11 protein-coding genes are annotated in these 11,551 nt (G+C 62.7%); 7 read left to right on the forward strand and 4 right to left on the reverse strand.

What is annotated here, in order from left to right:
* The first annotated feature begins 2 nt into the window (after positions 1-2).
* The 5 genes from AC07OP_RS18320 (at position 3) to AC07OP_RS18340 (ending at position 5,330) form a co-directional block, all read left to right on the forward strand.
* A complete protein-coding gene (locus AC07OP_RS18320; protein WP_495102075.1) occupies positions 3-1,625 on the forward strand; it encodes an ArnT family glycosyltransferase in 1,623 nt (540 codons plus the stop codon).
* Between the two features lie 190 nt (positions 1,626-1,815).
* Positions 1,816-2,052: a hypothetical protein gene (locus AC07OP_RS18325; RefSeq protein WP_495102151.1), complete on the forward strand. Its 237-nt coding sequence runs from the start codon at positions 1,816-1,818 to the stop codon at positions 2,050-2,052.
* 167 nt (positions 2,053-2,219) lie between these two features.
* Positions 2,220-2,930 carry an HPP family protein gene (locus AC07OP_RS18330; RefSeq protein WP_141157766.1) on the forward strand — a complete coding sequence of 237 codons (711 nt, stop codon included), beginning with the start codon at positions 2,220-2,222 and terminating at the stop codon, positions 2,928-2,930.
* A 141-nt stretch (positions 2,931-3,071) separates the two neighbouring features.
* Positions 3,072-4,175 carry an enoyl-CoA hydratase/isomerase family protein gene (locus AC07OP_RS18335; RefSeq protein WP_495102076.1) on the forward strand — a complete coding sequence of 368 codons (1,104 nt, stop codon included), beginning with the start codon at positions 3,072-3,074 and terminating at the stop codon, positions 4,173-4,175.
* 3 nt (positions 4,176-4,178) lie between these two features.
* A complete protein-coding gene (locus AC07OP_RS18340; protein ID WP_027605867.1) occupies positions 4,179-5,330 on the forward strand; it encodes an acyl-CoA dehydrogenase family protein in 1,152 nt (383 codons plus the stop codon).
* Between the two features lie 83 nt (positions 5,331-5,413).
* Here the strand turns inward: AC07OP_RS18340 and AC07OP_RS18345 are convergent, their stop codons facing one another.
* The 4 genes from AC07OP_RS18345 to AC07OP_RS18360 are packed head-to-tail and all read right to left on the reverse strand — an operon-like array spanning position 5,414 to position 9,303.
* Complete coding sequence (locus AC07OP_RS18345; protein WP_495102077.1) at positions 5,414-6,187, reverse strand: enoyl-CoA hydratase; 774 nt, start codon at positions 6,185-6,187, stop codon at positions 5,414-5,416.
* Between the two features lie 11 nt (positions 6,188-6,198).
* Positions 6,199-7,326 (reverse strand): acyl-CoA dehydrogenase, encoded by a 1,128-nt coding sequence (locus AC07OP_RS18350; RefSeq protein ID WP_495102078.1) that lies wholly within the window; start codon positions 7,324-7,326, stop codon positions 6,199-6,201.
* A gap of 12 nt (positions 7,327-7,338) precedes the next feature.
* Positions 7,339-8,523, reverse strand: a complete 1,185-nt coding sequence (locus AC07OP_RS18355) for an acetyl-CoA C-acyltransferase (protein WP_495102079.1) — start codon at positions 8,521-8,523, stop codon at positions 7,339-7,341.
* A 12-nt stretch (positions 8,524-8,535) separates the two neighbouring features.
* On the reverse strand, positions 8,536-9,303 hold the full coding sequence (locus tag AC07OP_RS18360) for an SDR family NAD(P)-dependent oxidoreductase (protein WP_495102080.1): 768 nt from the start codon (positions 9,301-9,303) through the stop codon (positions 8,536-8,538).
* Positions 9,304-9,503: 200 nt separating this feature from the next.
* On the opposite strand from AC07OP_RS18360, the gene AC07OP_RS18365 reads away from it, so the two are divergent.
* Both AC07OP_RS18365 and AC07OP_RS18370 read left to right on the forward strand, forming a co-directional pair.
* Positions 9,504-10,397 carry a bestrophin family protein gene (locus AC07OP_RS18365; protein ID WP_495102148.1) on the forward strand — a complete coding sequence of 298 codons (894 nt, stop codon included), beginning with the start codon at positions 9,504-9,506 and terminating at the stop codon, positions 10,395-10,397.
* A gap of 71 nt (positions 10,398-10,468) precedes the next feature.
* Positions 10,469-11,527: a tetratricopeptide repeat protein gene (locus tag AC07OP_RS18370; protein ID WP_065941534.1), complete on the forward strand. Its 1,059-nt coding sequence runs from the start codon at positions 10,469-10,471 to the stop codon at positions 11,525-11,527.
* Positions 11,528-11,551 lie beyond the last annotated feature (24 nt).

The raw sequence follows: 11,551 nt of genomic DNA on the forward strand, positions 1-11,551 counted from the left end.
TCGTGAACAAAGCTCAACCGTCCCTGCTCAGCCCGACGATCCGTCGCCAATCCCTCGCCTTGGGATTGCTGGCGCTGTTGTTGTTCATCGCCGGCAGCTGGCACCAGGCGATTATCGGTTTCGACTCACGCTTCGTGGTGTTTGCCCAGGAGATGCTGCGCCATGGGCCGGGGTTTTTCCCCACCACGTACGGGCAGCCGTATGCCGATTACCTGGCCACCTCGACGCTGATGACCTGGCTGTTGTCCCTGCCCCTGGGCCAGGTCACCAGCCTCACGGCCTGGCTGCCCACGTCGATTGCCTCGGCAGTCATCGTCATCCTGGTGTATCGCCTGACGGCGCCCTACTCCCAGCGTTGGGGCCTGCTGAGCATCGCACTGTTGTTGCTGAGCAGTACCTTCATCAGTGAAACCCGTGCGGTATCCCTCGACCAGATGCTCGCCGCCATCGCCCTGGCGGTGTTCTACCTCGGTTATGCCCATGACCACTTCGGTGCGGGCAAACGCCTGTACTGGCTGTACCTGCTGCTGATCCTCGGCTTTGCGATTCGCGGGCCGATCGGGCTGGTCATTCCCACGGGCGTGCTGTGCAGTTACTACCTGATCAACCGGCAATGGCGCCAACTGTTCAGTTTTGGCCTGCTGGCCCTGGCGCTGCTGGGGGCCTGTGTCGGCCTGCTGTTGCTGATGGCCAAGCTCAGTGGCGGCGAGAGCTTCATGCAGGATGTGATCCGCATGCAGTTCCTGGGGCGCATGGACGGCAGTGAAGGCTCCAGCGGCGCGTTGTATTACTTCACCAGCTCGCTGGGCAACTACGCCCTCGCCTATCCCGTGGCGCTGCTGGTGCTGCTGGCGGTTGCGGTCGGTGGGCGCCGCGTGCCGACGCCGGCGTTGCAACTGGTGCTGTATTGCGCCGCTGCAGGCTTGCTGGTGATGCTGGGCCTGTCGATTCCCCAGGCAAAGAAGGCCCGCTATGTGCTGCCGATGTTGCCCATGGTGGCGATCATTGCGGCGTACCCGTTCCAGGCCGCTGAGGGGCGGCTGTTTGCAGGGTTGCGTGGGCTGATGCTGGGTCTATGGACGCTGCTGCCAGGCCTGCTGATCATCGGGCTGGTAATCGCGCGGCCACGCTATCCGCAGCAGTTGAGCCAGCTGGGGTCGGTGTTCGCCGTTCTCGCCGTGTTGCAAGCCTTGGCATTGCTGGCGTTGTTCAGGGCTCGCCTGCGGCCGCTGGGTCCTGCGCTTGCCGCCGTGCTTGCGGTGTGGGCAACCTATATTGCCGTGGTCGAACCGCTCGAGCGCAGCGTCTACGACACCCGCACCTTTACCCTGCAAGTGCATGAGCAGGTCAAGCAACAGCGCGCCCCCGTGGTATTGCACGGCTTGGGCAAAGACGCCAAGGCGATCAAATACATGGTCAACCTCGACTGCGACCAGGTGCCGTTGTTTACCCAACAAGCCTCTGACCTGGCACCGCTGCAAGGGCCGGCGTGGCTGGTGATGAGCCAGGCGGATTTCGACGGTTTGCAGGACCCGCGCCTACGTGCAATTACTCCAACCCTGAGCGGTGAGTTCGACCGAAACCCCTATGTGCTGCTGTACCTGGCCAAAGCCCCTCAGTCTTGAGTTGCGACGCAGAAAGATCCTACGCAGCTATGCGTAATGGCTGGTGTCATTTCCCTTTCCCGCGTCTGAAACCCAACTGTAAACTCGATGGCCACGCGCGGTAACTGTCTACCGCCACAGGCCATGGATAACAACAAGGACGACAGGAGCCGCAGCCAGCACCGCGGCTTACTTCGTGAGAGGACAAACCGTGCCGGATGACCGTTTACCGTATACCCCAGCTTCACTGACCCGTAATGAAGTCCATATCGGCTACCTGCCCATGGCGCCGCTGGATCGGCTGATGTGGCTGCGCAATGCCCTGGTGGCCCTCAAAGGTCCACTGGCCGGGGAGCCAGGGTTGCAGGAAAACCTGCAAAAACATTTGTTCAATGAAGAGACCGATATTCGTGTGCTGGGCAAGCTCAATTCTCCCGTCATGCCCTGATAAACTCATTATTTTTGTATTTAACCCTCATTAATATGCATTGGCGGTGCCCTGGCAGGCACGGCACACTGCGCGGGTTCCTCCCCCAAATGCAGGAACTTTCAAAGGGCTTTTCCGGGCAACCAGACAAGCCTTTTTTTTGCCCGCCGTTTATGGATTTCCTTTCAATGCGCTCTCGCTGGTTTCCCGCTGCTATCAACACCCGCCCCACCGAATGGAGCCGTGCCGCGATTGGCATGGCCTTGGGCACATTCTTCAGTGTGTGGCTCTGTGCCCAGGTTTTTGGCATGGAGGTGGCCCTGCACCTGCTTGGCCCGCTGGGGGCTTCGGCAGTGTTGTTGTTTGCGGTCTCGTCCGGTGCGCTGGCACAACCCTGGTCGATCATCGGCAGCTACCTGTGCGCCGGTGTCGTGGCATTGCTGGTGGCCCGCGTCCTGGGGCGCACCCTGGGCGGTGCCTGCCTGGCGGCCGGCATGGCCGTGGTGCTGATGTGCTGGCTGCGGTGCCTGCACCCGCCCGCCGGTGGCCTGGCCATGAGCCTGGTCCTGGCCGACCCTGCCTCCGCCGCCCTGGGCTGGCACGAATTGGGAGCCGTATTACTCGGTGCCGGCGCCTTGCTGGCCTGTGCACTGGCCTACAATAATGCGACGCGAACGCGCTACCCCAAGGGAGCTGTCGAGACGTCGACGTCTGTCCTGCCTGACCCCAGGGCCGCCCGAGACCCCGCTATTACGGCCGCCGACTTGAAGCTGGCGCTGGCGGACATGGAGCAATTCTACGACGTGGCCCCGACGGAGCTGGAACAATTGATCCACGCTGCAGAAACCCACGCTCGGCGCCGCAGCATCGGTGAAGTACTGGCAACCCGTGTGACCTGAACCCGCGCCCGCCACCCTGCATAAATGCAAAAACGACCTGCATGATTCCAGGTTGTACTGTGCAAATTTGCACTGGTAGGATCAGGAGAGTGTTCACGCACGAACCTCTTGGTAAAGAACAATAAAAGCAGGGAGTTACAGATGACTGCTCAGGTTTCAAGCGAAGCAAGCAGCGCCGACAGGCGTCAGGACGACGTACTGGCCGAAGTACGCAACCATATTGGTCACCTCACCCTCAATCGCCCCTCTGGTTTGAATGCCATCACCCTGGACATGGTCCGCAGCCTGTCGCAACAGCTGCAAGCCTGGTCAGACGACCCGCAGGTGCATGCCGTAGTCCTGCGCGGTGCGGGCGAAAAGGCATTTTGTGCCGGCGGCGATATCCGCTCCCTGTATGAGAGTTTCAAACGCGGCGACACCCTGCATGAAGACTTCTTCGTCGAGGAGTACGCGCTGGACCTGGCCATCCATCATTACCGCAAACCCGTACTGGCCCTGATGGACGGGTTTGTCCTGGGCGGCGGCATGGGCCTGGTGCAGGGTGCGGATTTGCGCGTCGTCACCGAACGCAGCCGCCTGGCGATGCCGGAGGTGGCGATCGGTTATTTTCCGGACGTCGGTGGCAGCTATTTCCTGCCGCGCATTCCCGGCGAGCTGGGCATTTACCTCGGCGTGACCGGCGTGCAGGTTCGCGCGGCAGACGCCCTGTATTGCGGGTTGGCCAACTGGTACCTGGACAGCGCCAAGCTGGCCAGCCTCGACCAGAAACTCGACAGCCTGCAATGGCATGAATCGCCCCTCAAAGACCTGCAAGGCGTGCTGGCCAAGCTGGCGGTGCAGCGCCTGCCCGACCCGCCGCTGGCCGCGTTGCGTCCGGCGATCGACCACTTCTTCGGCCTGCCGGACATTCCGAGCATCGTCGAGCAACTTCAGGAAGTCACTGTCGCCGACAGCCATGAGTGGGCACTGAACACCGTCCACCTGATGCAAACCCGCTCGCCCCTGGCCATGGCCGTGACCCTGGAAATGCTGCGACGCGGCCGACGCCTGCCGTTGGAACAGTGCTTTGCCCTGGAGCTGCACCTTGACCGCCAATGGTTCGAACGCGGCGACCTGATCGAAGGGGTCCGCGCGCTGATCATCGACAAGGACAAGAACCCTCGCTGGAACCCGCCGACGCTCCATGGACTGGACAAAAGCCACGTCGACAGCTTCTTCCATCACTTCGAGCAGGTTGCGAAATAAGACATGCAAGACATTGAATATACTGAAGAACAGGTAATGATCCGCGACATGGCGCGCGACTTCGCCCGTGGCGAAATTGCCCCCCATGCCCAAGCCTGGGAAAAAGCCGGCTGGATCGACGACGCCCTGGTGGCGAAGATGGGCGAACTGGGCCTGTTGGGCATGGTAGTGCCGGAAGAATGGGGCGGCACCTATGTCGACTACGTGGCGTATGCCCTGGCTGTGGAAGAGATCTCGGCCGGCGATGGCGCCACCGGTGCGCTGATGAGTATCCATAATTCAGTGGGTTGCGGGCCAATCCTCAACTACGGCACCGATGCCCAGAAACACACCTGGCTGGCCGACCTCGCCAGTGGCCAGGCGATTGGCTGCTTCTGCCTGACCGAACCCCAGGCCGGCTCCGAGGCCCACAACCTGCGCACGCGCGCTGAACTGCGCGATGGCCAATGGGTGATCAATGGCGCCAAGCAGTTCGTCAGTAATGGCAAGCGCGCCAAGCTGGCGATTGTATTTGCCGTGACCGACCCGGACCTGGGCAAGAAAGGCATTTCCGCGTTCCTGGTACCCACCGATACCCCAGGGTTTGTGGTCGACCGTACCGAACACAAGATGGGTATTCGTGCCTCGGACACCTGCGCCGTAACCCTCAACCACTGCAGCGTGCCCGAGGCCAACCTGCTCGGCGAGCGCGGCAAAGGCCTGGCCATCGCCCTGTCCAACCTCGAAGGCGGCCGCATCGGCATTGCCGCCCAAGCCCTGGGCATCGCCCGTGCGGCCTTCGAGGCAGCGCTGGCCTATGCCCGCGACCGGGTGCAATTCGACAAGGCGATCATCGAACACCAAAGCGTGGCCAACCTGCTGGCGGACATGCAAACCCGCTTGAACGCTGCCCGTTTACTGATCCTGCACGCGGCGCGCCTGCGCAGCGCCGGCAAGCCCTGCCTCTCGGAAGCGTCCCAGGCCAAGCTGTTCGCCTCGGAAATGGCCGAGCAGGTCTGCTCCAGCGCGATGCAGATTCATGGCGGCTATGGATATTTGGAGGATTACCCGGTGGAGCGTTACTACCGGGACGCGCGGATCACGCAGATTTACGAAGGGACCAGCGAGATTCAGCGGATGGTGATTGCCCGGGAACTCAAAAACTACCAGCTGTAAGAGCTGCAAGTCTTAAGCTGCAAGCTTCAAGTAAAAGCGCATTGGCGATTACTTGAAGCTTGCAGCTATACAGCTGGCAACAGCTACTTATCCTTGAACTCAGGCGCGCGCTTGGCCACAAACGCAGCCATGCCTTCCTTCTGGTCCTGCGTGGCGAACGCGGCATGGAACACCCGGCGCTCAAAGCGCACGCCTTCGGACAGGCTCACTTCAAACGCACGGTTCACACTTTCCTTGACCATCATGCTGATCGGCACCGATTTGCCGGCAATCAGCGTGGCGACCTTCAGCGCCTCGTCCAGCAGTTCATCGGCGGGCACGATGCGCGCGACAATCCCGCAGCGCTCGGCTTCCACCGCATCGATAAACCGCCCGGTCAGGCACATTTCCATGGCCTTGGCCTTGCCCACCGCGCGGGTCAGGCGCTGGGTGCCGCCCATGCCCGGCAACACGCCGAGGTTGATTTCCGGCTGGCCGAACTTGGCGCCGTCACCGGCCAGGATAAAATCGCACATCAGCGCCAGTTCGCAGCCGCCGCCGAGGGCGAAGCCGTTGACCGCGGCGATGATCGGCTTGCGGCGGTTGGCGACGCGGTCGCTGTCACTGAACAGGTCGTCGAGGTAGATCTGCGGGTAGGTCAGCTCGGCCATTTCCTTGATGTCGGCGCCGGCGGCGAAGGCTTTTTTCGAGCCGGTCAGTACGATGCAGCCGATTTCCGGGTTGGCTTCCAGGCCATCCAGCGCCTGGTTCAACTCACTGACCAACCGCGCATTCAGGGCATTCAGGGCTTGCGGGCGGTTGAGGGTAATCAACCCGACGCGGCCCTGGACTTCGAGCAAAATGGTGTCGTAACTCATGTATCGGCTCCTTAGAGATTGCGTGAGATGACCATGCGTTGAATATCGCTGGTGCCTTCGTAAATCTGGCAGACCCGCACATCGCGGTAGATCCGCTCCACGGGGAAGTCGCTCAGGTAACCGTAACCGCCGAGGGTTTGCAAGGCGGCGGAACAGACTTTCTCAGCCATTTCCGAGGCGAACAGCTTGGCCATCGAGGCTTCGACCAACGCAGGCTTGCCGCTGTCCCGCAGGGCGGCGGCGTAGTGCACCATCTGCCGCGCCACGGCGATTTGCGTGGCCATGTCCGCCAGGCGAAAGGCCACGGCCTGGTGTTCAATGATCGGTTTGCCGAAGCTTTCACGCTCGCGGGCGTAGTCGCGTGCAGCCTCGAAAGCGGCGCGGGCCATGCCCACCGATTGCGAGGCGATGCCGACGCGACCGCCTTCAAGGTTGGCCAGGGCGATCCTGTAGCCCTCGCCCTCCTCCCCAAGGCGGTTAGCCACCGGCACCTTTACATCCTCGAACAGGATCTGGCAGGTATCGGAGGCATGCTGGCCGAGCTTGTCCTCGACCCGCGCCACGCTGTAGCCCGGCGAATCGGTGGGCACGATAAACGCGCTGATGCCACGCTTGCCCGCTGCGGGGTCGGTCACCGCGAACACAATCACCACCCCGGCATTCTGGCCGGAAGTGATGAACTGTTTGCAGCCATTGAGCATGTAATGATCGCCTTCACGGCGAGCGCGGGTTTTCAGGCCACTGGCATCCGAACCGGCTTGCGGCTCAGTCAGGGCGAAAGCACCGAGCATGGCGCCGCTGGCCAGGGGCTTGAGGAATTGCTCTTTCTGCTGATCGTTGCCGAAGCTCAGGATCGGCACGCAGCCCACCGAGTTGTGCACGCTCATGATGGTGGAGCAGGCGCCGTCACCGGCGGCGATTTCTTCCAGGGCCATGGCGTAGGCCAGGTAACCGGTGTCGCACCCGCCCCACTGTTCCGGCACCAGCATGCCGAAAAAGCCCAGTTCGGCCATCTCGCCGATGGCTTCCTTTGGAAAGCGATGTTCGCGGTCCCACTCGGCGGCAAACGGTTTGAGCCGCTCCTGGGCAAATTGCCGGGCGGCGTCGCTGATTTGCAGTTGTTCGTCATTGGGCAGCATTGGGCTCAGTCCTTAATACAGGCATTCGACGGCCATGGCCGTGGCTTCACCGCCGCCGATACAAATGGCGGCGACACCCCGCTTGAGGCCTTTCTGGCGCAGGGCCGAGAGCAGGGTGACCAGGATCCGCGCGCCGGACGCGCCAATCGGGTGGCCCAGGGCACAGGCACCACCGTGGACGTTGACCTTGGCGTGGGGGATTTCCAGCTTGCTCATGGTCACCAGGCTGACCACGGCAAAGGCTTCGTTGATTTCAAACAGATCGACGTTGTCGAGGCTCCAGCCGGTCTTGCTCATCAGCTTGCGAATCGCGCCCACCGGCGCCACCGGAAACAGCCCCGGTTCATCGGCAAACGCCGCATGCCCGTGGATCACCGCCAGCGGCTTGAGCCCACGCTTTTGCGCCTCAGACTCACGCATCAGCAGCAATGCGGCCGCGCCGTCGGAAATCGAGCTGGAATTGGCCGCCGTCACGGTGCCGCCTTCGCGGAACGCCGGTTTGAGGCCGGGGATTTTTTCCGGCTTGGCCTTGGGCGGTTGTTCGTCATGCAGGATGGTTTTCTGCTCTTTGCCGACGGTGACCTGTACCGGGACAATTTCGGCGGCGAAGCTGCCATGGGTGATTGCCTCCTGCGCACGGGTCAGCGACGCGATGGCAAACGCATCCTGCGCCTCACGGCTGAAGCCGTTGAGCTGCGCGCACTCCTCGGCAAAGGTGCCCATCAGGCGGCCCTTTTCATACGCATCTTCCAGGCCGTCAAGGAGCATGTGATCGATGACGCGGCCATGGCCCATGCGATAGCCGCTGCGTGCGCGGTCCAGCAGGTAGGGCGCGTTGGACATGCTTTCCATGCCGCCGGCGATCACCACGTCGACGCTGCCGGCCAGCAGGGAATCATGGGCGAGGATCGCCGCTTCCATGCCCGAGCCGCACATCTTGTTGAGGGTGGTGCAACGCGTGGACTTATCCAACCCGGCGCCCAAGGCGGCTTGACGCGCAGGCGCCTGGCCCAGGCCGGCCGGCAGCACGCACCCAAACAACACTTCATCCACGGCATCGGCGGCGATGCCGGCACGCTCGACCGCCGCTCGGATGGCGGCAGAGCCCAGTTGCGGTGCGGTGAGGCCCTTGAGGTCGCCCTGGAACCCGCCCATGGGCGTGCGCACGGCGCTGACAATCACGATGGGATCATTCATGGCTCATCCTCCTTACTTGGCCGCCATGCGCAAGGCGCCGTCGAGACGGATCACCTCGCCATTGAGCATGCTGTTTTCAATGATGTGCCGCACCAGCGCGGCGTATTCGGCAGGCTTGCCCAGGCGTGGCGGGAACGGCACGCCGGCGGCCAGGGAGTCGCGTGCTTCCGGGGTCATGCCGGCCATCATCGGGGTTTCGAAAATGCCCGGGGCGATGGTCATCACGCGAATGCCGAAGCGCGCCAGCTCCCGTGCGGCGGGCAGGGTCAGGCTGGCTATCGCGCCTTTGGACGCCGCATAAGCGGCCTGCCCGATCTGCCCGTCGAACGCGGCCACCGAAGCGGTGTTGATGATCACCCCGCGCTCGCCGTCGGTGTTCGCTTCCGTTTCGGCGATCGCCGCCGCCGCCAGGCGCAGCAGGTTAAAGCTGCCGATCAGGTTGACGTTGATGACCTGGGCAAAGCTGGCCAGCCCATGGGGGCCAGTCTTGCCGAGGATCTTTTCACCGCGCACCACCCCCGCGCAGTTGACCAAGCCATGCAATCCGCCAAACGCCGCGACCGTTGCCTGCACGGCGGCTTCGGCTGCGGCCTCCTGGCTGATATCCGCCACTGCGCTGCGGGCGTTGTCGCCGAGCTGCCTGGCCTTGGCCGCCACGGCGTCGGCATTCAAATCCACCAGCATGACCTTGGCGCCGGCCGCGACCAGCATATCTGCGGTGGCCGCACCGAGGCCGGAAGCGCCGCCGCTGACCAGAAAAACCTTGTTCTCAATCTGCATTATTGTTTCCTTGAACGGTCGAGATCGTCGAAATAGTCGCTCTGCAACGCCACGGCAGCAATGGTCAAAGCCTTCAACATGGCTGACTGGTTTGGCCAATCATCGACCGTGCTGATCGGCCGGTCAGTCCAAGCGATTGGACGTGCGTCGTGCAAGCTCCTAACCTGAGGGCCTGCGCCACCGAAGAAGTCCTCCCCGCGATGATCGTACGTCCCAAACCGAACCTGCTGGGTATCCTGTTTTCCCTCAAGGGCTCGATTGCCAAGCGCATCGCCCTGCGCAGCCTGCTGGTCACGCTGCTGGCGTCGGTGATCGTGTTGGTGGAAACCCTGCACCCGGCCTATTTCTCCAAGGTCAACGCCACGCCCTTTACGTTGCTCGGGCTGTCGCTGTCGATCTTCATGAGTTTTCGCAATAACGCCTGCTATGACCGCTGGTGGGAAGGCCGCAAGCAGCTGGGGCAGATGATCATCGAGGTGCGCTCGCTGATTCGCGAGACCCAGGTGCTCACTGACCCGACGGAGCGTGGGCGCCTGCTACGCGGCCTGGGCGGCTTCGCCCACGGGCTAGTCGCGCGTTTGCGCCACGAAGACGAAGCCCGGGCGATCGAGCCCTGGGCCAGCGTGGAAGCGAGTCATCCCAACCCGCCTGACCGGGTGCTTCAACAGCTCGGCGCGCGATTTTCCGCTTTGGCCGAGCAAGGCACCCTCAGCGAATGGCGTTACATCCAGTTGGAAACCCGCCTGGTCAGCCTCAGCCAGGTACAGGCCGCGTGCGAGCGCATCAAAAGCACGCCGCTGCCCTTCCCTTATACCTTGCTGCTGCACCGCACCATTTACCTGTTCTGCATTCTCTTGCCGTTCGCCATGGCCGAACCCCTCGGCTGGCTGACGCCGGTGTTTACCGCCATTGTCAGCTACACCTTCTTCGGCCTCGATGAGATCGGCGACGACCTGGAAGACCCTTTCGGCTTTGACGAAAACGACCTGCCCTGCAATGCGATCCTGCGCACCCTGGAGCGTGAGCTGCTCGCCGCCCTCGGCGAAACCGACCTGCCGCCGGCCCTGGAACCGGTGGAATACGTGCTGACCTGACGCGGGTTTGACACCTGCCGTGGTCTGGCCGAAGCTTGCGGCTTTGCTTCTTCAGCTTTTCGGACGCCTGCATGTCAAAGTCACGCCGTTACTCCATCGTCGGCCTGTGCGCCCTGTTGTTGATTGTGCTGATCACCTGGTATTTCTCCCGCACCACCCAGGTGGCCGTGCCTGCGGCCATTGCCCACGGTTATTCGAAAGCCTTGAAGCAGGCGCGTAACGGTGAGCCGGGCGCCGCGCGCGTGTTGTATCAGCAATTGGGCCGGCCGGACCTGTCACCCGAACGCCGCGCCGCGCTGCATGCCGAATTGCCCAACTACCCCAGCCCCCAGGCCTTGAAGCTCGCCGACAAAGACCTCACCAGCGACGCCCCGCAGGTGCGCGAAGCGGCCATCCACAGCATTGTCGGCCTGGTGCCCAGCGGCCAGCGCACCCTGCTGCTGGGCCCGGTGCTCGATGATCCCGAACAAAGCGTACGCTTTGCCGCCGCCAATGCCCTGCTCGGCCTGTCGCCCGACACCTTGGGCCTGTACTTCGGGCCATTGCAGCAGGTATTGGACGAGTTCGTGAAAAAGCTCAAGGCCCAGCCGGAAACGGCCGAAGGCTGGATTCAACTGGCGCGCCTGTACATTCACAGCGCCCTGCTGCCGGAAGCGCAAAACGCCTTGGAACAGGCTATGCGCTTGCAGCCGGACAACCTGCAAGCGGTGGTCGCGCAGATCGAGTTGCTGGATAAACAGGGCAAGACCGATGAGTCCCGCCAACTGCTGGCCCGACAACTGGCGGCGCACCCTGAGTCGGCCTACCTGCAACATGCCCTGGGCATGTGGCTGCTGCACCATGGCGAGCGCACCTACGCCCTGCTCGGCCTGTCCAAGGCCGTGGAGCTGGAACCGGACAATCAGGATTACCGCTACGACCTCGCCACGACCCTGCATGCCCAGCAGGAATTGGAGGCGGCCCAGCGCCAGTTGGAGGAAATCGTCCAGCGCCACCCGGCCAATCGCAAGGCGCGGGTGCTGCTGGTCAATTATTGGAAAGAAAGCGGCCAATTGCAGAATGTGCAGGTGCTGCTCGCCCAACTCGAACAGCAAAACCCTGACGATCCGGCACTGCAGCAAGGCCTGTAGGCACAATAATCGCGCATCAGTTTG

The organism is Pseudomonas sp. GW821-FHT09D08, from assembly GCF_059416305.1.

Bases quoted from the DNA above. Each gene is read 5' to 3' on its own strand.
- AC07OP_RS18345 (WP_495102077.1), bottom strand. From the start codon at position 6,187: ATGAGTTACGACACCATTTTGCTCGAAGTCCAGGGCCGCGTCGGGTTG.
- AC07OP_RS18355 (WP_495102079.1), bottom strand. From the start codon at position 8,523: ATGAATGATCCCATCGTGATTGTCAGCGCCGTGCGCACGCCCATGGGC.
- AC07OP_RS18340 (WP_027605867.1), top strand. From the start codon at position 4,179: ATGCAAGACATTGAATATACTGAAGAACAGGTAATGATCCGCGACATG.
- AC07OP_RS18360 (WP_495102080.1), bottom strand. From the start codon at position 9,303: ATGCAGATTGAGAACAAGGTTTTTCTGGTCAGCGGCGGCGCTTCCGGC.
- AC07OP_RS18370 (WP_065941534.1), top strand. From the start codon at position 10,469: ATGTCAAAGTCACGCCGTTACTCCATCGTCGGCCTGTGCGCCCTGTTG.
- AC07OP_RS18365 (WP_495102148.1), top strand. From the start codon at position 9,504: ATGATCGTACGTCCCAAACCGAACCTGCTGGGTATCCTGTTTTCCCTC.
- AC07OP_RS18350 (WP_495102078.1), bottom strand. From the start codon at position 7,326: ATGCTGCCCAATGACGAACAACTGCAAATCAGCGACGCCGCCCGGCAA.
- AC07OP_RS18330 (WP_141157766.1), top strand. From the start codon at position 2,220: ATGCGCTCTCGCTGGTTTCCCGCTGCTATCAACACCCGCCCCACCGAA.
- AC07OP_RS18335 (WP_495102076.1), top strand. From the start codon at position 3,072: ATGACTGCTCAGGTTTCAAGCGAAGCAAGCAGCGCCGACAGGCGTCAG.